This is a genomic window from Aurantiacibacter aquimixticola, from assembly GCF_003605475.1.
Lineage (GTDB): Bacteria > Pseudomonadota > Alphaproteobacteria > Sphingomonadales > Sphingomonadaceae > Alteraurantiacibacter > Alteraurantiacibacter aquimixticola_B.
The window spans coordinates 2,433,430-2,454,946 of sequence record NZ_RAHX01000001.1; the positions used below are offsets into that span (position 1 = coordinate 2,433,430).

The 21,517-nt window shown below is 63.2% G+C and carries 21 protein-coding genes; 13 read left to right on the forward strand and 8 right to left on the reverse strand.

Annotation, left to right across the window (positions count from 1 at the left end; genetic code table 11):
- Nucleotides 1–80: 80 nt before the first annotated feature.
- From D6201_RS12215 to D6201_RS12225, 3 genes are all read right to left on the reverse strand, one after another.
- Nucleotides 81–3,608, reverse strand: a complete 3,528-nt coding sequence (locus tag D6201_RS12215) for a TonB-dependent receptor (RefSeq protein WP_120049021.1) — start codon at nucleotides 3,606–3,608, stop codon at nucleotides 81–83.
- A 246-nt stretch (nucleotides 3,609–3,854) separates the two neighbouring features.
- A complete protein-coding gene (locus tag D6201_RS12220) occupies nucleotides 3,855–4,778 on the reverse strand; it encodes an isopenicillin N synthase family dioxygenase (protein ID WP_120049022.1) in 924 nt (307 codons plus the stop codon).
- Between the two features lie 10 nt (nucleotides 4,779–4,788).
- Entirely contained in the window at nucleotides 4,789–6,108 is a 1,320-nt protein-coding gene (locus tag D6201_RS12225; RefSeq protein WP_242447542.1) for a NupC/NupG family nucleoside CNT transporter, read from the reverse strand.
- Nucleotides 6,109–6,244: 136 nt separating this feature from the next.
- Between D6201_RS12225 and D6201_RS12230 the strand changes: the two genes are divergently transcribed.
- The 13 genes from D6201_RS12230 (at nucleotide 6,245) to D6201_RS12290 (ending at nucleotide 16,820) form a co-directional block, all read left to right on the forward strand.
- Nucleotides 6,245–6,922 carry a queuosine precursor transporter gene (locus D6201_RS12230; RefSeq protein WP_120049024.1) on the forward strand — a complete coding sequence of 226 codons (678 nt, stop codon included), beginning with the start codon at nucleotides 6,245–6,247 and terminating at the stop codon, nucleotides 6,920–6,922.
- A complete protein-coding gene (locus tag D6201_RS12235) occupies nucleotides 6,919–7,344 on the forward strand; it encodes a cytidine deaminase (RefSeq protein WP_120049025.1) in 426 nt (141 codons plus the stop codon). The genes D6201_RS12230 and D6201_RS12235 overlap by 4 nt, the downstream gene beginning before the upstream one ends.
- A gap of 83 nt (nucleotides 7,345–7,427) precedes the next feature.
- Nucleotides 7,428–8,441: an NADP-dependent oxidoreductase gene (locus D6201_RS12240; protein ID WP_120049026.1), complete on the forward strand. Its 1,014-nt coding sequence runs from the start codon at nucleotides 7,428–7,430 to the stop codon at nucleotides 8,439–8,441.
- Entirely contained in the window at nucleotides 8,434–10,014 is a 1,581-nt protein-coding gene (locus D6201_RS12245) for an alpha/beta fold hydrolase (protein WP_165853557.1), read from the forward strand. The genes D6201_RS12240 and D6201_RS12245 overlap by 8 nt, the downstream gene beginning before the upstream one ends.
- Nucleotides 10,015–10,089: 75 nt before the next feature.
- Nucleotides 10,090–11,310 (forward strand): class I SAM-dependent methyltransferase, encoded by a 1,221-nt coding sequence (locus D6201_RS12250; RefSeq protein ID WP_120049028.1) that lies wholly within the window; start codon nucleotides 10,090–10,092, stop codon nucleotides 11,308–11,310.
- Nucleotides 11,307–11,672, forward strand: a complete 366-nt coding sequence (locus tag D6201_RS12255) for a hypothetical protein (protein ID WP_120049029.1) — start codon at nucleotides 11,307–11,309, stop codon at nucleotides 11,670–11,672. The genes D6201_RS12250 and D6201_RS12255 overlap by 4 nt, the downstream gene beginning before the upstream one ends.
- A 136-nt stretch (nucleotides 11,673–11,808) precedes the next feature.
- Nucleotides 11,809–12,123 carry a DUF1330 domain-containing protein gene (locus D6201_RS12260; protein WP_120049030.1) on the forward strand — a complete coding sequence of 105 codons (315 nt, stop codon included), beginning with the start codon at nucleotides 11,809–11,811 and terminating at the stop codon, nucleotides 12,121–12,123.
- Nucleotides 12,120–12,599, forward strand: a complete 480-nt coding sequence (locus D6201_RS12265) for a VOC family protein (RefSeq protein ID WP_165853558.1) — start codon at nucleotides 12,120–12,122, stop codon at nucleotides 12,597–12,599. Before D6201_RS12260 ends, D6201_RS12265 begins: the two co-directional genes overlap by 4 nt.
- On the forward strand, nucleotides 12,596–13,684 hold the full coding sequence (locus tag D6201_RS12270; protein WP_120049032.1) for an NADP-dependent oxidoreductase: 1,089 nt from the start codon (nucleotides 12,596–12,598) through the stop codon (nucleotides 13,682–13,684). The genes D6201_RS12265 and D6201_RS12270 overlap by 4 nt, the downstream gene beginning before the upstream one ends.
- On the forward strand, nucleotides 13,681–14,136 hold the full coding sequence (locus tag D6201_RS12275; RefSeq protein ID WP_165853559.1) for a VOC family protein: 456 nt from the start codon (nucleotides 13,681–13,683) through the stop codon (nucleotides 14,134–14,136). Before D6201_RS12270 ends, D6201_RS12275 begins: the two co-directional genes overlap by 4 nt.
- Nucleotides 14,133–15,503: an MFS transporter gene (locus tag D6201_RS12280; RefSeq protein ID WP_120049034.1), complete on the forward strand. Its 1,371-nt coding sequence runs from the start codon at nucleotides 14,133–14,135 to the stop codon at nucleotides 15,501–15,503. The genes D6201_RS12275 and D6201_RS12280 overlap by 4 nt, the downstream gene beginning before the upstream one ends.
- A complete protein-coding gene (locus D6201_RS12285) occupies nucleotides 15,500–16,561 on the forward strand; it encodes a YeiH family protein (RefSeq protein ID WP_120049035.1) in 1,062 nt (353 codons plus the stop codon). The genes D6201_RS12280 and D6201_RS12285 overlap by 4 nt, the downstream gene beginning before the upstream one ends.
- Before the next feature lie 25 nt (nucleotides 16,562–16,586).
- Nucleotides 16,587–16,820 carry a DUF6356 family protein gene (locus D6201_RS12290; RefSeq protein WP_120049036.1) on the forward strand — a complete coding sequence of 78 codons (234 nt, stop codon included), beginning with the start codon at nucleotides 16,587–16,589 and terminating at the stop codon, nucleotides 16,818–16,820.
- On the opposite strand, the gene D6201_RS12295 is transcribed toward D6201_RS12290, so the two are convergent.
- The 5 genes from D6201_RS12295 to D6201_RS12315 form a co-directional block, all read right to left on the reverse strand.
- Nucleotides 16,817–17,989, reverse strand: coding sequence for a CaiB/BaiF CoA transferase family protein (locus D6201_RS12295; protein WP_120049037.1), 1,173 nt, complete (start codon nucleotides 17,987–17,989; stop codon nucleotides 16,817–16,819). The two genes, D6201_RS12290 and D6201_RS12295, sit on opposite strands and share 4 nt — an antisense overlap.
- Nucleotides 17,986–18,906 (reverse strand): hydroxymethylglutaryl-CoA lyase, encoded by a 921-nt coding sequence (locus D6201_RS12300; protein WP_120049038.1) that lies wholly within the window; start codon nucleotides 18,904–18,906, stop codon nucleotides 17,986–17,988. The genes D6201_RS12295 and D6201_RS12300 overlap by 4 nt, the downstream gene beginning before the upstream one ends.
- 67 nt (nucleotides 18,907–18,973) lie before the next feature.
- Nucleotides 18,974–19,582 carry a 3-isopropylmalate dehydratase small subunit gene (gene leuD, locus D6201_RS12305; RefSeq protein ID WP_120049039.1) on the reverse strand — a complete coding sequence of 203 codons (609 nt, stop codon included), beginning with the start codon at nucleotides 19,580–19,582 and terminating at the stop codon, nucleotides 18,974–18,976.
- Complete coding sequence (locus D6201_RS12310; protein ID WP_120049040.1) at nucleotides 19,579–20,958, reverse strand: 3-isopropylmalate dehydratase large subunit; 1,380 nt, start codon at nucleotides 20,956–20,958, stop codon at nucleotides 19,579–19,581. Before D6201_RS12310 ends, leuD begins: the two co-directional genes overlap by 4 nt.
- 9 nt (nucleotides 20,959–20,967) lie before the next feature.
- Complete coding sequence (locus D6201_RS12315) at nucleotides 20,968–21,516, reverse strand: DUF3598 domain-containing protein (protein WP_242447543.1); 549 nt, start codon at nucleotides 21,514–21,516, stop codon at nucleotides 20,968–20,970.
- Nucleotide 21,517: the final 1 nt, after the last annotated feature.

The following is a 21,517-nucleotide window of genomic DNA, read 5'->3' on the forward strand; positions in this document are numbered from 1 at the left end:
ACGCATCGTCATGACAAAAGAAAGGCGGCGGCGCCCTTTCGAACGCCGCCGCCTCTATTGTCGGTCTGAACCGGTGCGGATCAGAATTCGTAACGAACGCCGACCTGGATGCGCCAGATCGAGGACGAGGTCGCGATGAACTCGTTGTCGTCCGGGTTGAACCCGGTGATGTCATAACGGCCTTCATCGTCCACATCGATATCGACGAGATCCACGAAGTCACCGCGCAGGCGAACGAGGTTCGCGCCGTCATCGATGAAGTTCAGGAAGTTGTCGAAGTCCGCGAACAGCTCGATGCGATCCTGCACCAGCCCGGTCAGGCTGCCGAGGAACGGCAGTTCCTGGGAGAAGCGCAGGTCGAGATCGTAGGACCATTTGTTGCGGCAGCTGTTGCGCACGATGCTGCGACCGAATTCGATATCGCAGAGCTCCGCGATATCCGACCCGTCATACAGAACCGTACCGTCGGAGGTGACGAAGGAACCGCCATTCAGGTAGTCGAGCAGCTGGTTCACCGCACCGCCCGGATCGTCGACACCGTTCGTGCCCGGATCGCGGATGTCGGAATCCGGCGAAAGGTTCGGATCTCCAAGACCCGACGGGATGTAGAGCAGCGCATTGTCGCTGCCCGACGAACGATCATTAAAGACGCTGTCACCGTCGAAGGTCAGGCTGAACGGCCGACCTTCGCGCGCCCGGAAGAAAATTCCGAACGACGTATCGAAACCGTCGAAGAATTCCTCACGGAAGTTCACCGCGGCGGTGATGTTGTGGCGGGTCTCGTAATTGGAAGTCGAGATTGCCGGGTTCTGACGATCGAACGCAGCGGTCACGTCGTAGGACGAAGTCGCCGTGGACGAGCCGACATTGCGGTTGTTGTCCGAATCCGTGAAGGCGTAGCCGAACCGGAGTCCGATACCGCCACCCGGCGTGATAATGCCGCGCGGGAAGTTCTTCGACAGGATGATCGAAGCGGCGTGGCTTTCGTAGCTCGGGCCGTTGGTCAGCTGGATCTCATCGTCACGACCGGTATCGAAGCATTCCTCGGTGACATTGTTCCACACCGGCGGCGTGCCACCGCTGCCGAGCAGCGTCGCGTCGCAATCATCGACCGTAGGATCGATGGCAGCATAGATCGGACGACCGTCCACGGTGAAGCCATCGTTTACCCGAATATCTGGGGTCTGCGACAGATCAACGAAGTTCAGCGTGTCGTTGAACCGCGAGTAGATGTAATCGAGATTCACGCGCCAATCGCTGAAGAATCCTGTGCCGACGCCGAAATCGCTGGCGAGACCCAAGTTCGCGCGCACCACGGTGGGCACGTCGAAATCGGGGTCGGTCGACTGGGTGTCGGAGAGGCCGGCCGCGGCTTCGGCGGAAGCGGCGAGACGCGCGCATTCCGGGAAACCGGTGAACTGGCCGTTCTGGATCACGGTGATCGAACCATCATCGTTGGTGATGTCGTCGCAAGGCCCGAATGTGTCTTCCTGGCCGGTCGAGAAACCGTTGTTGGAGAACGCATTCGAGAAGTAGACGACCGGATCGCCGCCCGAGAACACGCCAACACCGCCGGTGATGCGCGAATTCGAGAAGAACCCGTCATTGTCCAGTTCGTATGTGGCCGACAGACGCGGAAGGATGACCGGGTCGAGATCGTTGAAGGGCACAGCATTGCTGAAGCCGTAGCGACGCTCGAACTCCGGATTGGCACGCGGTGCGTCGCCATCGTAGAGCTGGGCGCGGATGCCCGCCGTCACCGTCAACTGGTCGGTCGCAAGCCATTCGTCCTGCACGTAGAACGAATAAATCTGACGCCCGAAAGTGGCGGCCGCTTCGTTGATGTCACCCGTCGGCGTGGCGGAAATGTCGCCGCCGCCCAGCACGCCGCGATTCACGGCATCGGCACCTCCGCCAAACACGCTGGAGAATGCGCCCGGCGCGACCCGGCCTGCTTCGAAATCGTCGAGGCTGCGGAAGAACAGCGTGCCCGTCGCGTTGATGGCGAACAGGTTGAACACTTCCAGATCGTTGACCTCCGTGCCGATCTTGAACTGGTGTTCACCGGCGTCGAGATTGACCTGGAACTTCAGCTGATCGACGCGGGTCTCCAGCGCGTTGGCTGAGCGGAAGATGCCCGGACCGGTGCTCAGGAGGCCGTTTTGCGGGTTCAGCTCTTCCGGAATGTCACCGCTGTCTTCGTTCGGGACGAGGACCGACAGACGCACCGTCGGGTTTTCGGATTGCGCTTCACCGAAGCCCACCGGGCCCTGGACGTCCTGTACGTCTGCGCGGCTGAGGCGCAGCTCTGTGCTGATGACGTCGTTCCACTGGGAATAGAGCCGGACGGAATAATAGTCCGAAACCGTGCCTTCGTCCTCGAACGAGTTGAGGCCGGTCAGTTCCTGGCCGCCCGTATCGGATTCGACATTGGTTTCCTCGAGGCGCTGATAGGTGCCTTCCAGGCGGTGGTCGTCGGTGATGTAAGCGTCGACGCGGCCGAAATAGCGCACCGAGCTTTCCGGCAAGGTGACGGGGTATCCGCCAACATCCTGGCCGTATACGTCGTTCGCAATCTGCGCGAAGCGGTCGAACTGCTCCTGCGTGACGAAGTTCGCTTCATTGGCGAAGCCGCCGCCGAACGGGCCGAATTCGTTGGCGTTGCCAAGATCGGTTTCCTCGTAACCGGCGTAGAAGAATACGCGGTCGGGAATGATCGGTCCGCCGAGCGTGGCGCCCCAGCGCTTCTCTTCGAATGGCGATACCACGTCGTCCACCCCGTCGAGCGAGTCGCCGCGCAGATCGTCGCTACGGTACGCGAAGAAAGCGGAGCCGTGGAACTGGTTCTCACCCGACTTGGTGACGACGTTCACGAGACAGCCGGTGAAGTCCGAATATTCGACGTCGAAAGGTGCAAATTCGACAGAAGTCTCACGAATGACATCGAAGGGGATCGGGAGCGCGTTGCGCGCGGCGAATGGGGTGCCATTCAGGCCGAACACGTCCGCCTGGACGATGCCGTCGACGGTGAAGGTGTTCGAACGATCGTTGCCGCCAAGGCAGGAAATACGATCGACTTCATTGTCCCGCTCGAGGCTGACGCGCGGGTCGATGCGGATGATGTCGCGCACGTCGCGGGTGATGGAGGGAAAGCTTTCGAGGGTCTGCTCACCGAAGGCCGCACCTGGGCCTACCGCCAGCTGCTGCGCACCGGCGCGGGTGCCGCTGACGATGATCACGTCACCGGCATCGGCGGTCGCGGCGGAGGACAGCTCGAAACTGTAGGAGGTGTTGCCCGAGATCGTGATGTACTGGTCTTGGACCGTCTGGCCTTCGAAGCCGGGCGCGGTCACCGTGACGGTGTAGGGCCCGCCCGGAACCAGCGAGCCGACGCGGAAGGTGCCGTCCTGGCCGGACACTTCGGTGCGGGTCTGGTCGGTGCGGGTGTCGGTGATGGTGACGGTTGCGCCGGAGATTTCCTGGCCGCTCTCGTCGCTGACGGTGCCCTGCACGCCCGAGGTGATCTGCTGGGCGTGGGCGACGGCGGGCAGCACGGCTGCGCTCGCAATGCTCGCGACGCTGGCCGCGAGAAGATACTTGATTTTCATGATCCCGAATTTCCTTGCCTGAAGGTGAGTGATCCCGTCGGGGGACGACTGTCCGTGGACGTAGCGCCCGTAGGGGACAGTTTTCTTTCAAACAAATGACACGGCAACATATCGCGGCCATATCGCGGTCATATCCTGTGGGCAGGGGTCGGTTTCATCCGGCCTGTTGCTGCAACGCAACAATCTTGCGTGCCGAGGTCGGCCGGTCAGCCGCGGACTCGTCGCTATCTGCGAATCGGCCGATCCTCAGGCGAGGCCGATTTCGCGCAGTCTCTGCAGCAGGAAATCGTGCGCGGTGATCGGCTCTACCGGCGTCTCGCCGTTGGCCACGCACTGCTCCAGCGGCTCGATCAGGAAGTCGGGCCGGAAATGCAGGAAGAAGGGCATGGAATAGCGAGCGCGGCGCGCAGCGTCTCCGCCCGGATTGACGACACGGTGCGTGGTCGAGCGCAGGCGGCCATTGGTGAGCCGATCGAGCATGTCGCCGACATTCACCGCCAGCGCGCCTTCGGGCGGCGAGACGGGCACCCACTCGCCCTGCTTGTTGAGCAGTTCCAGGCCAGCTTCCTCCGCGCCCAGCAGCAGGGTGATAGTGTTGATGTCGCCATGGGCTGCGGCCCGGATCGCGCCATCCGGCACCTCGCTGGACAGCGGCGGATAATGGAGCAATCGCATCACCGAATTGCCGTCCAGCACGGTGTCGGCGAAATAGTCTTCCGGCAGGTTCAGATGCAGCGCGATCGCGCGCAGGATGCGGTCGCCTGCGTTCTCGAACTCTGCGTAGAGCTGCTCGAACGTGTCCTTGAAGCCGTCGACCTCGTCCGGCCAGACATTGGGTGCCATCGTGTCTGCGAAGCGGTGGCCATCGGGCAGGCTGCGCCCGACATGCCAGAATTCCTTCAGGTCGTGGACCTCCGCGTCCTTGGCGATTTCCGTGCCGAACGGCGTGTAGCCGCGCGCGCCGCCGCCGCCCGCGATGTGATAAGCGCGCTTGGTCGCTTCGGGCAGTGCGAAAAAGGCTTTCGCGTGGCTCTCGGCCCGGTCGATCAGGTCCTGCGGAATGCCGTGATCGCGCACGATGGCAAAGCCGTATTCGCCAAAGCTGCGGCCCAGCTCGTCGGAGATTTCGGGCAACGGTCGGGCAAGCGAGATGGATGCAATATCGGACATTGCCGCGCTCTTATACGGGCAGGACGAGTCCCGCCAGTGCCGCGCTCATCAGATTGGCGAGAGAGCCCGCCGCCAGCGCCCTGAGGCCGAGCTTGGCAATGACCGGGCGCTGGTTAGGGGCAAGGCCGCCCGTCACCGCCATCTGGATCGCGATCGAGCTGAAATTGGCAAAGCCGCACAGCGCGAAGGTGACGATGGCGGTGGTGCGCGCCGGAAGCGTCCCCTCTGCCAGCGCGCCAAGCTCGATGAAGGCGACGAATTCGTTGAGCACGATCTTCGTGCCGAACAACCCGCCGGCGATCTGGGCCTGGCCCCAGTCCGTCACGCCGATAAGATACATGACCGGCGCGAAGACATAGCCGAGCAACGCCTGGAAAGTGATCTCGGGATAGCCGAACCAACCGCCGATGCCGCCGAGAATACCGTTCGCGAGCGCCACCAGCGCCACGAACACCAGCACCATAGCGCCGACCGCGACTGCCAGCTTCACGCCGGTCTGCGTGCCTTGCGCCGCCGCCTCGATGACGTTGGCGGGCTTGTGTCCTTCCTCGAATGTGTGCGCGACTTCGACTTCGTGCGGCGTGCCGCTTTCGGTGATCGCCGCTGGGCCTTCGGCGCTTATGCGCGCCTTTGGCAGCTCGATCTCGGCAAGCTCGGCCGCATCGCGGGCAAGGTCGCTTTCGTCATCGGGCATGATGATCTTCGCCATGAGGATGCCGCCCGGCGCCGACATGAAAGCCGCCGCCAGCAGGAACGGCACCGCCTCGGATCCGATGAAGCTGGCATAGGCTGCCAGGATCGTGCCCGCGACGCCCGCCATGCCCACCGCCATCAGCGTGAACAGACGGCTGGGCGACAGGGCGGCGAGATATGGCCGCACCACCAGCGGGCTTTCCGACTGGCCGACGAAGATGTTGGCCGCGCTTCCCAGCGCTTCCACCTTGCTGATCCCGGTTATCCAGCCGATCGCGCCGCCGACCCAGCGCACCAGTCGCTGCATGATGCCCCAGTGATAGAGGATCGATACGATGGCGGCGAAGAAGATGATGACCGGCAGCGCTGCGATGACGAATGTGTTGGTGAAGGGATTGGCATCCATCGGCCCGAACACTGCGGCGATGCCGACCTTGGAATAATCGAGCAGCGCGATCACGCCGTCGGACAGGAACTGGATTGCCTGCACACCCCATGGCGTGCGCAGCACGATTACGGCCATCAGCGCCTGCAGCGCGAAGGCCGCGCCGACGACGCGCAGCCTGATCCGGCTCTTCCCAGTCGAAAGCAGGAAAGCGATGAGAAGGATCGCGGCAATGCCCGCGAGCGAGATCAATTGTGGTGGCAATGCGATTCCCCGTCCGTGACGGGAAGGTTCTTTCGCGCAAAGGGCGCACACACACAAACGATTCCGGTGCGTTTCCCCCAGCACGCTCTTGCCAAGCGCGGCTCCAGCGACATAGCCACGGCGCATGACAGACACCGCTTCGCCCGCTTCAGGAACGCCGATCTCGCGCTCGCTCTTCGTCTACACGCTGCTTTACGGCGGGATGACGGTGATCGCCGGCGTGCTCGCCTTCAAGCAGTTCGCTATCGGACCGCTGAAAGTGGAGGCCGGCATTCTCGCCTTTCTGCTGCTGGTCGTGATGTCGAGCGCGATTTCGCAAATCCACGGCAAGGCCGCGGCGGACAGGCTGGTGCTGTGGGGCTTCCTGCCGCTCGCCTTTTCCATCGCGCTGATCGGATTCGTACTGGCGCTGCCGCCTTCGCCGGACATGCCGGCGGAAAACCTGCTGGCGTTCAACACCGTGCACGCGCAGACGCCGCGCATCATGGCGGCCGGGCCGGTGGCCTACGGCGTGTCGCTGCTGCTCAACGTCTGGATTTTCGACAAGCTTCGCGGGAAGGGCGGCGGCGGCGGCTTCTGGTTGATGGCGCGCGGAGCCATCGCATCGGCAATCAGCCAGGCGATCGACACGCTGATCTTCATCACGCTCGCTTTCTACGGCGAATTTCCCATCGGCGACCTGCTGATCGGCCAGGCCATCGCAAAGATCGTGCTCAGCTTCGTGTTGGTGCCGTTCCTGATTGCGGGCGCGGTGGCGCTGGCTAAGCGCCTCGACGCCACGCCGCTGAGAGCGACCGCGTGAGCGGTGCGGACAGGCTCGTCGAAGCCGCGCTGCAGGCTCGCCAGAAGGCCTACGCGCCCTATTCGAACTTCCTCGTCGGGGCGGCGGTCGAAAGCGTGAACGGCGACATCGCAGTCGGCGCCAATATGGAAAACGCGTGCTACCGGCTGGGTGTCTGTGCGGAACAGTCGGCACTGGCAGCGGCGGCGCAGGCGTTCGGTCTCGGGAAGGTCGCACGCATCGCCGTGGTCGGTGGGCCGCGCGGAGACGATACCGGCGGTGGCGGGCCGATCACGCCATGCGGTGGATGCCGACAAGCGATTGCCGAAGCGGCGCAGCAGGCGGGCTGCGATACCGAAATCCTGTGCTGCGATGCGGCGGGGGAGGATCGCCTGACGACCACCATCCGCCAGTTGCTTCCTGCGGCATTCACACTGGATTGACGCTTAGCTTGCCAGTCTGTGCCATCTGTGCTGGATGGAATTTGTCCGGACAAATTTAGCGGACAGGTCAGGAGGCGGCAGGCATGAGCGAATTTCAGAAAGTGGTCTTGTCGCGGGAGATCACCGGCGTTCCGGTGGCGCAGGACTTCGCCATCGAGGCCATGGCCCGGCCCGAAATCGCCGAGGGTGAGCTGCTGGTAAAGAACGCCTTTCTCTCGCTTGATCCCTATATCGGTTCCCGCCTGAAAGGTCGGCACATGTCCGGCCCCGCGCCCAAAATCGGTGAACTCATCCCCGGCCTCGCGGTTGGCGAAGTGCTGGAAAGCAGGGCCGCAGGCTTCGCGCCAGGCGATCATGTCGTCGGTGAAAGCGGCTGGCGGACGCATTGTGTGATGGACGCCGCCGCCGCGCAGAAGGTAGACGCCGCGATCCAGCCGCTATCTCTCCATCTCGGCGTTTGCGGCATGCCCGGCCTCACCGCCTGGGCCAGCGCGCATCACCTGGCCAAGGTGCGGGAAGGGGACAGGGTGCTCGTGTCCTCCGCCACCGGCCCGGTCGGCGGCACGGTCGGCCAGCTCGCGCGGATCAAGGGCGCGACGAAAGTCGTCGGACTTGCAGGATCGGACACCAAATGCCGGACGGTGGAGCGCGAGTACGGCTTCGACCTGTGCATCAATTACAAGGATGCCGACTGGACCGACCAGCTGGCCGCGGCCCTCCCGGACGGGATTACCGTTTATCACGACAATGTCGGGGGCGACGTGCTCGATGCCGCGCTCGCCAATCTTGCAGATTACGGGCGCGTGATTTTGTGCGGCCTGATCTCGCAATACAATCTGCCCGAGGGTGAGCGGCCTGCCGGTCCCAATCCAGGGGTCTATATCCTGAAGCGGGCGCAGCTGTCCGGCCTGGTGGTCTACGATTACATGGCGGAGCAGGCCGATTATGCGGCGCGTGCGTTCGAATGGATCGAGTCCGGTGATTTGCGCTATGTGGAGGACCGTGCCGAAGGGTTGGCGGCGACGCCGGAACTGTTCGCCAAGCTGATGCACGGAGACAATGTCGGCAAGACGGTGGTCGCGCTCGGCAATGGGTGAGGGTGTCACCTGCGGCTATCTAACGCTGCCCGATAGCGGGGCGCAGCTTCACTATCGACGCAGCGGCAGCGGGCCGCCGCTGATCATGCTGCATCCCTCGCCGCAAAGCTCCGAAGCGCTGGAGCCGGCGATGGCGCATTTCGGCAAGGTCTGCACTTGCATCGCGCTCGATACGCCGGGCTACGGCCTGTCCGACGATCCGACGCCAGACAATGCCTCGCTCGCCGACTACGCCGAGGTGATCTTCGCCGCCGCCGATGCGTTGGGGCTGGACCGCTTCTTCCTCTATGGCGCGGCGACGGGCGCGCAGATCGCCATCGAGATGGGAAAGCATCGGCCCAAACGCCTCGCGCTCGTTTTGCTGGACGCCAACGGCCATATCGACGCGGCGGAGCGCGAGCGGGTGATGCGCGGCTATTTCCCTGCGGTCGCGCCGCGCCGCGATGGCGGGCATCTGCTGACGCTGTGGGACATGTGCTCCGGCCTGTTCAGCGCGTTTCCCTGGAATTCCGACCGGCCCGAGGATCGCCTGCCGATCCCGCGCTTCCCGCCCGAAGCGATCCACGCGATATTGCTGCGCTATCTCGACGCGGGAGAGGATTACGCAAAAGCCTATCGCAAGGCGTTCGAAGCGGAGGACATTGCCCACTTTACCGGCTTCACCGCGTCCGCTGTGATGACCCGCTGGGATGGCAGCGCCGTGTTGCGGATCGCCGACGATCTCATCGCGCAAGGTCTGCCAAAAAACGTCAGACTGCTTCGCGCCGGCCCATCGCTGGAAGAGCGATACGCCGTTCAGTTGGAAGCGTTGAGCGCGGCTATCGGCGAAGAGCATTTCCCAGCCCCGGACTTCGAGCAGCGACCACCTTCCGGCCCCCACCGTGCCTACCTCGAAACGGAAGTCGGCCAGCTCCATTGCCGGCGCAGCGATGCGGGCAAGAAAGAACCGATAGTGATGCTGCACGGTGCGGGAAGTTCTTGCCGTCAATGGCTGGATTATCCGGAATCCATTTCGGAGCGATGGCTGATCGCAATCGATTTGCCGGGCCATGGTCACAGCCGCATACATCCGTGCAGCTTCGACAATCTCGAAACGTTGGCTGCGCCGGTCATCGACGCGATCCGCGAGCTGCCGAACAATCTGCATATCATCGGTGAAGGGCTGGGCGGCGCTGTTGCTCTCAGGGCCGCTGCCGCCTCCGATCTGTCCCTTGCTGTCCATCTTCTGCCCTTCACCGCCATGGAGCAAAAAGGCGCGGATTCGCTGCGTAACGGCATCCCCGACGTGACTCCAAGAGCGAGCGGCGCGCATCTTCTTGAAGCCTGGCATTTCGTGCGCGAACGGGCGCTGCGCGATCCGTGGAACGATGGATCGGTTAGCGCACAGCGCGCCGAGCCGCTCGATCAGTCGCCGGGCATGCTGCATCGGCAAACCGCAGATATCCTGCGTGTCGGTGCCGAATTCGCAGCTGCGCTGAAGCTGGAAATGGCGTTCGACCAGGATGCTCTCATCGGCAAGGCAGACGGTCCGGTTCACCGGATCGACAGTCTTGCCGATGCGTTGGTCCAATGACATCGGTCGCGCAAAGAAGATTGACTTTCGGCGCTCCGCTGGCAGATTTGTCCGGACAAATTTCGAGGTAACGCGATGGCATCCGATCTCCCGCCCCCCTACACGGCACTGACCCGTCACCCGATGATGCCGCACACGTCGCACGACGAGGCGGCGCGCTTCAATTTCCTCACGCATTTCAATCGTTTCCTTTCGGGTCCCCTCGGCAGTGGGAACAAGCTCGCATACGAAAAGCGCGCATTGCCTGCCTTCCGGGAACAGCACGGACGAGATCCGGAACACCGCTACGAAATCCGCGAAGCGATGAACCGCGATAACTGGCATCGTATGTGGTCGGCGATGAAACGCAATTCGATGGAGATGCGCCAGCACAATGGCCGTCAGGTCGTGCTGCGCCAACTTGAAGAGCTCGGCGAGAAAGCGGGCCAACTTATTGAGATGGCTGGCAATCTCGAACTCGACCAATCGGTGGAGCAACCGCATTACCAGACGGCGGTCGATATCCATTGCCAGCCCGGCGGGTACCATTCCGAGGAACTGCCGGGCGACGTCAGCGCGGGCGCGAATTATGATGTCGGCATCTTTGCGACGACCGGCGGCGCTCTGGGTGGGTTGAACGATGGCGGCGGGCAGGCGGTGGTCGAATGGCTCAGGCGCGAGCGACCGGACTGGCAGCCGAGGCGCGTTCTCGATATCGGCGCGACCGTGGGCCACAACGCCGTTCCCATCGCGCAGGCCTTCCCGGATGCCGAGGTGATTGCGATCGACACAGCAGGCGCTTCGCTGCGCTATGGAGCTGCGCGCGCGGCAGCGATGGGGATCGACAATATCCGCTTCGTGCAGGCCTCCGGAGAGGATCTGTCGCGCTGGGCGGACGAGCATTTCGACTGGGTGCAGACGACGATGTTCCTGCATGAATTGTCGTCCAAGGCGATGCCGCGTTTGTTGAAGGAAGCGCACCGCGTTCTCGCGCCGGGCGGTCTCATCTTCCATATCGAGCAACCGCAATATTCGGATGAAATGCCGCTTTACGAGCAATTCATGCGGGACTGGGATGCCTTCAACAATAATGAGCCGTTCTGGTCCGCCATGCATGCGCTGGACCTGAAGCAGGTCATGGAAGGCGCAGGTTTTCCACGCGATTGCCAGTTCACCGCAGGCGTGCGCGCCGTAGTCGATCCGGAAATCTTCCCGCCATCGCCGGACGAAGGCGAAGAGGACTTCGGACGCGCCGCGATCTGGAACGCCTACGGAGCGTGGAAACCTAATTTGGGCGAACAGGCGCGCGCTGCATGAGCGACACACCCGATTTCGATTGGATCGCAGCCTCCGGCAAGCGAGCCAAGGGCAAGCGCCCCGAATTCTTCGATGCCGAAGCGGTGGACCGGCTGTACTCGGTCGTTTTCGCGCTTGCGGCCGAGGTTTCCGCGCTGCGCGAGCGGCAGGACACCATAGAGCGGCTGCTCGATAAAAACGGCACGCTGAACCGCGAAGATATCGAGGCTTACGAGCCGGACCGCGAAGCGGGCGAAGAACGCGCGCTCGCCACCCGCGCCTATGTCGCCCGGATCATGCGCGGTTTTCAGCAGGCGATAGAGGCGATGGAGGCCGACGATCCGCCGATCATGGAGTGGGTCGAGAAACTGTCGCGAGAATAGCCGACAGATGTGCGGGGAGGGGAAGATGGGCAGATCAAAGCCACGTTTAGTGGACGTAAAACGGCATGTTGCCGCAGTCGCATTTCATATTTCGCGAGCCCGCTCGTCAGCATGTGGCACAGAGAGGGGATAGCCGATGCCTGCCTACATGATTGTCACATGCCACATCCATGATCGCGATGCATTCATACAAGAATATGGCGCAAGGGCTGCCGCTCTCGTCGAGAAGCACGGCGGCCGGTATCTCCTGCGTGCGCCCGGTGCCGAGGCGCTCGAGGGCGATTTTGGCGACGGCGCGAGCATGGTGATCTCCGAATGGCCGGACAAGCAAAGCGTGCATCGCTTCTGGAACAGCCCGGAATATGCGGAAGCAAAGAAACTTCGCGTCGGGATAGCCGATTGCCAGGTTCTGGTAATCGAGGCGCCAAGTCTTGCCGAAGCGTACCGATGACCGACATCCTCAAGCGCACGACGCTGATGGTGCGCCATGCCGAGCGGGCAGCGCAGTGGTATGAAGACGTGCTCGGTATGACCCGCTGGATGGACGTACCGTTCACTCTATCCGGCACTCAGCTTGCCGCCGGCAAGATGGGTGATCACACGCGCCTCATCATCATGAAGGCGGAGCATGACACGATCGGCATGATCGGCCTCCTCGAATTCACCGATCCGCGCCGACCCGATATTCCCGAACAGCTTCCGACCGAAATTCCCTTTGGTGCGCCGATCTTTGTCGTCGCCGCTGAGGATTGCCGCGCGACAGTCGAGCGCGCCCGGTCGAGAGGTTCGTGCGTGCACGCGGAACCGAAGGAGTGGTCGGTGACTGGCGCGGATGGCCGGGTCAAAGACATGCTCGGCGCAAGCTTCTGGGATCTCGACGGTTATTTCTTCGAAGTGAACCAAATCGTCGAGGTTCATGAGGCGTGACACCAGGCGCCGCTCTCGCTGCCTTCGATGGCATTTGCGCAGGGGAGATCGATGAAGAGGCGAATTGGCAATGGCGCATCGCCCGCCGTCCGCAAGGGATTGTCCGCCCGGAAGACTTTACCTTGCACTCAGAACCCATTCCGCAACCTGCCGAAGGCGAGGTGCTGCTGCGCACGCATTATCTCGGCCTTGCCCCAGTGATGCGCTTCTACATGCAGGGCACCGCCAGCACCGGGTACGCGCAGCTCGGCGTCGGAGATGTCATCCACGGTCGCGGCGTTGCGCAAGTCGTCAAGAGCCGCCATCCCGACTGGCGCGAGAGTGAGATGGTTCAGGGTCAGCTGGGCTGGCAGACCTGGAAAGCAAGCCGGATGACGCCGCAGGAAAAATTCTTCCGCATGCCGAAGAACGGACTTCCGGCAGCGCTGGGAGCAGGCGTGCTCGGGATGACGGGTCTCAGCGCTCATGCGGGGCTTTTCGCTTGCGGAAACCCCAAGCCGGAGGACCGCATGGTGCTGTCCGGGGCGGCGGGCGGAGTCGGCTCCATGGTCAGCCAGATGGCTGCAAAGGTGGTCGGCTGCGATGTTGTCGGCATCGCCGGAGGGCCGGAGAAATGCGACTTCATCCAGCGCCACGGATGCGCCGCCGCGATCGATTACAAGAGCGAGGACATTGCCGCGCGACTGGACGATCTGCGGGCAGACGGGATCGATCTCTATTTCGATAATGTCGGCGGAGAGACTCTCTCTGCCGTACTCGACCGGCTGCGACTGCATGCGCGCATCGTACTGTGCGGTTCGATCAGCGAGTATACTCGGTCAGAGCCATTCGGCCTGACGAACTACACCCGCCTGCGCGCCTCCGACGCGCGGATGCAAGGTTTTTTTGTCTACAACCACCTCGATCGCTGGGATGTGGTCATGGAGGAATTGGCCAGCTGGATCGCCGACGGGCGGCTGAAGCCTGTGCAGGATATCGAGAAGGGGTTTGCCGCCATGCCGCGCGCTTTGGCCAATCTCTATTATGGCGCGAATGTCGGGGTGCAATGCTGCAGCGTCCGCGGCGAACCGGAGGAATGGCTTTGAGCGAGAAACCATCTGTGCGTTTCCAGCGCGCAAATTTCGTCGTGCGCGATCTGGATCGGGCCCTGACTTTCTACGAAGGCGTGCTTGGTTTCGAGGTTACCTATCGCCTGGGTCACCATCCGGACAGCTATTCGATCCCGGTGTTCGACATTCCGGACGGCGCCCGGCTCGGTTTCGCGATCCTTTCTCTGCCCGGACAGCCCCGCGTCATGGCACTGAGCGAGATTTCCGAGATCGTCCTCGAGCCGGTGCCGCATCCCCGGCGTGGAGCTATCGTGCTGGAAACGCAGGATCCGGACGCAGTCACGGCGGCGAGCCGCGAGCTTGGCCTGCATGTCTATGAAGAGGGTGCGCTGACCACACACGACGGACGCGAGGGCCGCGAGATCGGCATCGTCGATTTCGACGACAATCTGGTGGTGATCTACCTGATCCCGGAGGACGGCAAATGAGCGCCGAAGCAGCCGCACCCGGCGAAGCGAAAGGTGTCTCCCATCTGTCCGGTCAGGCAAACCCATATCCATCGGCCGGGGCAGGCTGGGCGCTCGTTGTTCTGCTGACGATGGCGTACATCTTCAGCTTCGTCGATCGCTACATCCTTGGCCTGCTGATCGAGCCTATCAAGGCGGAATTCGATCTCTCGGACAGCGCCATCGGATATCTTCTTTCCGCATTCACGCTCGTATACGGTGTCGTGGGACTATTCATGGGCTGGCTCATCGATCGGGGGCGGCGAACCTGGATCGTGGCTGTCGGCATGGCGCTCTGGTCTGCCGCGACCGTGGCAACCGGCATGGCAAAGAATTTCGTGCAACTCTTTTCCGCGCGCATGGGTGTGGGCATTGGCGAGGCGACGCTGAGTCCGGCGACGTTCTCCATGATCGGCGACAGCTTTCCGCCCGAGAAGCGTGGTAAGCCCATCGCTTTTTACTCCAGTGCGCTGCCAATCGGGGCCGGTCTGGCTTCGCTGCTCTCCGGCGCGGTGATTGCGTGGACGGCCGCCAGCGGCAGCCAGAGCCTGCCGCTGTTCGGCGAACTCGCGCCATGGCGATTCACCCTGATAGTGGTCGGACTGCCCGGCATTTTCTTTGCGCTGCTTTTTCTTTTTATCCGAGAGCCGGTGCGACGCCCCGCAGTTGCGGCGCCGCAGGTCATCGGAGGAAGCGGGGCGCTGGACGCGATCCGCTATATCATGGACAATTTCTTGCTTTATTTCGGCTTCGTGATGGTGGTCTGCTGCATGACGGCCATCGCGTACAGCCAGGGGTTTCTCGCGCCGGTGTTCGAGCGCAGCTTCGGCTGGAGTCCGCAGACCTACGCGACCGTAAACGGCGTGGCGCTGCTCGTCATCGGCCCGCTCAACATGCTGCTGATGGGCACGATTTCCGACAGATGGACTGCAAACGGCGTGCCCGATGCCGCACTCAAGCTCATGTATATCGGCTTCTTCATCATGGTGCCGACCGGCACGATCGCGATGCTGATGCCGAGCGCCGTGAGTGCTTTTTTCGTGCTGTGCATCAACACGATCGGCATCGGTATCGTCTCAGCCATCGGCGTGACGGCGCTGCTCGTTATCACTCCGGCGCAGGTGCGCGGGCAGATCGTGGCACTGTACTATTTTGCTATCAGCATGTTCGGCTCCCTCGGTCCAATAGCCGTGGGCGAACTTTCCAGCCGCGTTTTCGGAGAGGACGATCTGCGGTATGCGGTTGCCGCGGTGCCGATCATCTTCGCTGTCCTCCCGCTGGCGCTCATGCCGCTAGTGCGGCGCCGCTATCTTGCACAGGTCGAAAAACTCGGCATCACCACCGGATGAGTCGATCCGGTTTCGATTATGCGGCGGGCGACCTCTTCGGCGAGATATACCTCGCTGAGGAGAAGGAAGCGCCTCGGCGTCTGCCACTGCGCGCGTACATGCCCGGCGTGCTTCTATGCGCCACGGCGGCATTGGCGGCGGGCTTCCTGGCGCGAGCCTATGAGTTTCCGCTGATCCTTCTCGGCCTGCTGATCGGTCTGGCGCTTAGCTTCATGGCAGACGATGAGCGCACCGGACCGGGATTGGATTTCCTTTCTCGCCATGCGCTCAGGGCAGGTATCGTCCTGCTCGGACTGCAGGTTACGTTTGTGCAGGTGGGAGCGCTTGGCCTGCCAACCGCCGTCGGATTGCTCACTGTGATGTTCGTGGCCATGCTCGCTGCGGTAATGGCGGCGCGTATCTTTGGCCAGCAGAGCGAAGCGGGCGTGCTGGCGGGCGGCGCAACGGCAATCTGCGGCGCTTCGGCGGCCTTAGCGCTGTATGGCGTCATCGGCAGGGACCGGCTCGACCAAGCGCGCTTTTCGGTGACCCTGGTGGGCGTTGCGCTGGCCAGCGCCTTGGCGATCGCTGCCGCGCCAATTCTCGCTACCACCCTGGGTCTCACCGATGCGCAGGCTGGCTTCCTGATCGGCGCTACGGTCCACGATGCCGGACAGGCAATCGGCGGCGCGTACGGATATTCCGATGCCGCAGGGCAGAGCGGGACCATCGTGAAGCTGGCGCGCGTCGCATTGCTCGCTCCGGTCGTCGCGCTTGTGGCGCTGTGGTTGGGGCGCCGCGGCGGCGGGGGAACTTCTCGTATTCCGCTCCCCTGGTTCATTCTCGGCTTTCTCGCGGTGCTCGCGGTAAACAGCGCAGTTGCCATGCCGGACAGGGTCGCGCAGGTTGGTCTCGATCTGTCGAAGGCTTTATTGCTCCTTGCGGTCACGGCGACGGCAATCCGCTCGCGGCTCGGCCTCCTGCTCGAAACGGGATGGCGCGCGCTAATGCCGATTGCGCTCGCGAGCCTCGCATCGCTGGCCGCCGGGCTGGCGGTGGCAGTCACGCTCATCACATAATCAGGAGCATTGAAAGTACCTAGCCATGCTGAAAGCCTTTACCAAGCATCCCGCCACCGTCGGCGAGACCTATTTTAAGCACCTTGCCCATGCTGGCGGCTTTGGATCGCGCATGGTGCTGGGAGGCCTTGCCTGTATAGTCCATGCGATTTTCCCTTTTCTCTTCATCAAGACCGGATCGCGGCTCATCGCCGATCTCCATCGCCGCATGATCGAGCAGCGCACCCGAACCGAGGACGGCTGGAGCTACGTGATCTAGCCCACGGCACCGCTACCTCGCAGTGCCGCAATTCGCCCGCTGTCGTAGCCAAGCGCGGCCAGCACCTCGGCTGTGTCGCGCCCTGGCTTCGGCAAATGCTGATCGCTGCCGATCCGCTCGCCGCCCATCTCAAGAGGTATGGCCGGCAGTCGCACCTGCTCTCCGCTATCGAGCGTCACGTCCTCCAGCCCACCCGCCGCAAGTTGCGGATCGTCGAACAACTCTTCCGGCTTGCCGATGGGGGCGAAGGGCAGGCCGCTTCCGTCCAGTTTTTCGACGACCTCGTCCCGCGTCATTCCCTCGATTATTTTCTGGATCACCGGCAGAATACGATCGCGCGCTGCGACGCGGGCGTTGTTTTCTCGAAGGCTTTTATCAGCCCAGAGCTCTTCCAAGCCAAACAGCTTGCAGAACTTCTCCCACAGCGCATTGGTGACCACGCCGATGAAGATCGGCTCGTCCCGCGTCTGAAAAACATCGTAGATCGCCCAGGCCGAAATGCGCGCGGGCATGGGCGCCGCGGGCGTGCCGGTGACGGCATATTGCGCCATGTGCTGGCCGACGAGATATGCGGTCGTCTCGAACAGGCTGGCGACGACCTTCTGGCCCTTGCCGGTGCTGTGGCGCTCCTCCAGCGCGGCGAGGATGCCGATCACGCCGAACATGCCGCCTGTCACGTCTATCACCGATGCGCCCGCGCGGGTCGGCTTGCCCGGTTCGCCTGTCATGTAGGCAAGACCGCCCATCATCTGCGCCACTTCGTCGAGCGCGGTGCGGTTCTCGTACGGACCGGGCAGAAAGCCCTTTTCGGAGCAGTAGATGAGGCGTGGATTGGCATCGGCCATCGCTTCATAGCCAAGGCCGAGCCGGTCGAGCGCACCGGGGCGGAAGTTTTCGACCAGCACATCGGAATTCGCGATCAAGTCCTTCGCAACCGCCAGCCCGTCCTCCGATTTGAGGTCAATGCAGATCGACCGCTTGCCGCGATTGTACATTGGGAAATAGCCCGCGCCCGAGCCGCGCAAGGACCGCGTGCGGTCGCCGCCCATAGGTTCCACCCGAACGATCTCGGCGCCCAGCCCTGCGAGGACGTGCCCAACGGCCGGCCCCATTACCATGTGCGTGAACTCGACAACCTGAAGGCCCGCAAGCGGAGTGGGCGCACTCATGCTGCAGTCCTTTCGTTATAATCCAACATCGGCCCGGCATCGGGCGTGAAGCCGTAAAGCGGTTCTCCCGGCAGCGCCTCTTCCAGGATGCCGCGCACCTCCAGCAGCTTTTCCAGATCGATGCCGGTGTCGTGGCCCATGCTGTTGAGCATGAGCACAAGATCCTCTGTCACGATATTGCCGCTTGCGCCGGGCGCGAACGGGCAGCCACCAAGCCCGCCGAGCGAGGCGTCGAAAGTGATGATTCCCTCCTCCAGTCCTGCCACCACATTGGCGAGGCCGAGGCCGCGCGTGTTGTGCAGGTGGAGGGTATCGAGCTTGTCGTCGCCCACCGCAGCTTTCACTCGCCGCACGAGCCGCCGGACTTGTGCCGGATCGGCATAGCCGGTGGTGTCGGACAGGCCGACCTCCATCGCGCCTGCCCCTATGGCTGCTTCGGCAAGGCGCACCACCTGGTCCTCCGGCACCGCGCCTTCGATCGTGCAGCCGAATGCCGTGGCGAGGCCGACTTCGAAGTGGATGCCGTGATTCCGCGCGATTTCAGCGCAGGCGGCGATCTCCTCCAGCATCTGCGCGTGATCCTTGCGCAGGTTTTTCTTCGAATGCGTCTCGCTCATCGAAAAGGGCAGGGAGAAGGCGTGGACGCCCGCGTCCGCCGCGCGCTGTGCGCCCTTGGCGTTGGGGACGAGGGCTACCACGCGCAGGCCGTCCAAGGTCTTGGCGAAGGCGACCAGGTCGGCGGTGTCGGCCATCTGCGGCAAAAGCGTGGGCGGAACGAAGCTGCCGACTTCGATCTCACTTACGCCAGCTGCCGCCTCGGCTGCGATCCAGCGCTTCTTGGCTTCGAGCGGCATCACCCGCTCTATGCTCTGCAAACCGTCGCGCGGGCCGACTTCGGAAACGTGTATTGCCGTCATGATACCGCTCCTGGGTGACGAGGGTGTTTCCATTTCACTTCCGCCATATTCCCGTGGATTATTGATGTCATTGCTGCTTCTCGAGATAGACCCACGGCCTGCGCGCGCGGTCCGCAGCGATCCAGGCGGCGATATCATCGCGCTGGGTCAGGGTGAGGTCTATGGCGTCGAGACCCTCGGCAAGCATCTGTTTCGCCTCGGCATCGATGGCGAAGGGATGCGTTTCGCCGTCTCCGGCAACTTCCTGCGCATCGATATCGACCGTTACCTCCTCGCCCGCCAGTGCTTCCAGAACCTCGCGCGGCATGACGACCGGAAGGATGCCGTTGCGCACGCAATTGCCGCGAAAGATCGGGGCGAAGCTTTCCGCGATCACGCAGCGAAAGCCCCATTCGGCAAGCGCCCAGACGGCGTGCTCCCGGCTCGAGCCGCAGCCGAAATTCGCGCCGCCAAGCAGTATCGTCGCATCGCGGTATTCAGGACGGTTGAGGACGAAATCGGGGTTTTCGACTCGCGCATCGGCATCGCTGTAGCGCCGCGGGGCGAACAGGCCGTCCGCCAGCCCGGTCCGGCCGGTGGAGCGCATTTCGCGACTGGGAATTATCGTGTCTGTGTCGACATTGTCGACCAGCAGCGGCGCGGCGCGAGAGTTGAGGGGCTGGGGGAAGGGGCTCACGCCGCCTCCAGTTCGCGGACATAGTCGCGCGGATCGGCGATGGCGCCGGCGATGGCGCTGGCAGCCACCGTTTCGGGCGAGGCGATATGGGTGCGGATGCCGGGGCCCTGCCGCCCCTCGAAATTGCGGTTGGTGCTGCTGATCGTGCGGCTGCCTTCGGGAAAGCCTTCGCCGCCCGCATAAAAGCACAGCGAACAACCCGACATTCGCCATTCGAAGCCCGCCTCTGTGAAGATGCGGTCAAGGCCCTCTTCCTCAGCCTGCCGCTTCACCGCCATCGAGCCGGGCACCACCATGGCAACCTTGATCGAGGGTGCGACGCGGCGGCCCCGCAGGATCGCAGCGGCGCGGCGCAGATCGGAAATGCGGCTGTTGGTACAGCTGCCGATAAAGGCGACATCGACAGGCGTTCCGGCGAGTGTCTGCCCCGCGTCCAACCCGATATAGTCGTGCACCTTGTCTGTGCCGTGCGGCACTTCGCCGGTGACGGGGATCGCCTCCTCGGGAGAAGTTCCCCAGCTGACCATCGGCGCGATGTGCGCGGCATCGATCGCGATTTCGCTGTCGAATTTCGCGCCCTCTTCCGAGCGAAGGCTTCCCCAATAGGAATCATCGAAGGCATCGGGTGCGAAGCGACGCCCGGCGAGGTATTCGAAAGTCTTCGCGTCGGGCGCGACGAAGCCGCTCATCGCGCCGAATTCGGTTGCCATGTTGCACAGTGTCATGCGCCCTTCCATGTCGAGCGCGCGAACGGCTTCGCCCGCGAATTCCACTGCATGGCCCGCGCCGCCGCCCGCGCCATGGCGGGCGATCAGGTGGAGCACCATGTCTTTCGGTGTGACGCCGGATGCCAGCGCGCCGCCATATGTCACGCGCATCGTCTTAGGCTTTTCCAGCCGTAGCGTGCCGGTCGCCATCGCATGCTCGGCTTCGGACGAACCGATGCCCCAGGCGAGCGCGCCGAACGCGCCTTGCGTGCAGGTGTGGCTGTCTGGCGCCACCAGAGTAAGACCGGGCAGCACCACGCCGAGCTCGGGCGAAATGACGTGGACGATGCCCTGATCCCGGTCGTTGACATCGAACAGCGTAATGCCCGCCGCCTTCGCCGCCGCGCGGGTTTCGGTAATGAACCCTTCACCGCCCTTCATCAGCGTGCCGTCTCCGCGGCCGGGCCGTGTATCGACGATGTGGTCCATCACCGCGAAAACCCGCGCCGGATCGAGCACGTCGCGGCCCATCTTCGCCATGCGGCCGAGAGCTGCTGCTCCAGTGCGCTCGTGCAGAAAGACGCGGTCGATCGCGATCAGGCAGGCTCCCGCCGCCGTGTCGGCCACGTGGTGAGCATCCCAGATCTTGTCGAACAGCGTTTTTTGCATGGCGCGTGATCAGCCTCCGAAGCCCGGGCCGCCGCCGAATTCGACCCGCTCGCCCTGCTGCTCCGCGCGGGCCATCTCCTCGTCCATCGCCTTCCAGTCGCGGGTGACGAGATGCTCCTGAATCGCGGTGCGCGTTTCCAGCATGCCGTCGCGGATCCAGTGCCAGGTGCGGCAGCGGTTCTGCCCGTCATCGGAAATCTGGATCTGCTCGTAGAGGTAGAGCGACGGATCGCCCGTCCGCTGCCAATACAGCATGACGGTACGGCTGTATTCGTCGAGCGGGACTTCCGCCGCCCACCCCTGGATCAGGTCGTTGTCCCACCACACGCGGCCATCCTTATAAGTGGCGGGAAAATCGCGGATTTCTGTCTTGCCGTCGGGCCAGCGGTAATGATTCGTCTGGTGGTAGGGCGTCTCATCGTCATCCAGCATACGGCAGAGCAGGCGGCTGGCATGTTCGTCCACCTTTTCGTTCCTAGCGTTGAAATAGGAATAGGTGCCGTCCCACACACCTTCGTGGCGGGCGAGCAACGGCATTTCCTTTCTGAGATCGACCATG

Coding starts and splice junctions, on each gene's coding strand:
- D6201_RS12215 (WP_120049021.1), bottom strand. CDS start 3,608: ATGAAAATCAAGTATCTTCTCGCGGCCAGCGTCGCGAGCATTGCGAGC.
- D6201_RS12220 (WP_120049022.1), bottom strand. CDS start 4,778: ATGTCCGATATTGCATCCATCTCGCTTGCCCGACCGTTGCCCGAAATC.
- D6201_RS12230 (WP_120049024.1), top strand. CDS start 6,245: ATGACAGACACCGCTTCGCCCGCTTCAGGAACGCCGATCTCGCGCTCG.
- D6201_RS12240 (WP_120049026.1), top strand. CDS start 7,428: ATGAGCGAATTTCAGAAAGTGGTCTTGTCGCGGGAGATCACCGGCGTT.
- D6201_RS12245 (WP_165853557.1), top strand. CDS start 8,434: ATGGGTGAGGGTGTCACCTGCGGCTATCTAACGCTGCCCGATAGCGGG.
- D6201_RS12250 (WP_120049028.1), top strand. CDS start 10,090: ATGGCATCCGATCTCCCGCCCCCCTACACGGCACTGACCCGTCACCCG.
- D6201_RS12255 (WP_120049029.1), top strand. CDS start 11,307: ATGAGCGACACACCCGATTTCGATTGGATCGCAGCCTCCGGCAAGCGA.
- D6201_RS12260 (WP_120049030.1), top strand. CDS start 11,809: ATGCCTGCCTACATGATTGTCACATGCCACATCCATGATCGCGATGCA.
- D6201_RS12265 (WP_165853558.1), top strand. CDS start 12,120: ATGACCGACATCCTCAAGCGCACGACGCTGATGGTGCGCCATGCCGAG.
- D6201_RS12280 (WP_120049034.1), top strand. CDS start 14,133: ATGAGCGCCGAAGCAGCCGCACCCGGCGAAGCGAAAGGTGTCTCCCAT.
- D6201_RS12285 (WP_120049035.1), top strand. CDS start 15,500: ATGAGTCGATCCGGTTTCGATTATGCGGCGGGCGACCTCTTCGGCGAG.
- D6201_RS12290 (WP_120049036.1), top strand. CDS start 16,587: ATGCTGAAAGCCTTTACCAAGCATCCCGCCACCGTCGGCGAGACCTAT.
- D6201_RS12295 (WP_120049037.1), bottom strand. CDS start 17,989: ATGAGTGCGCCCACTCCGCTTGCGGGCCTTCAGGTTGTCGAGTTCACG.
- D6201_RS12300 (WP_120049038.1), bottom strand. CDS start 18,906: ATGACGGCAATACACGTTTCCGAAGTCGGCCCGCGCGACGGTTTGCAG.
- D6201_RS12310 (WP_120049040.1), bottom strand. CDS start 20,958: ATGCAAAAAACGCTGTTCGACAAGATCTGGGATGCTCACCACGTGGCC.
- D6201_RS12315 (WP_242447543.1), bottom strand. CDS start 21,516: ATGGTCGATCTCAGAAAGGAAATGCCGTTGCTCGCCCGCCACGAAGGT.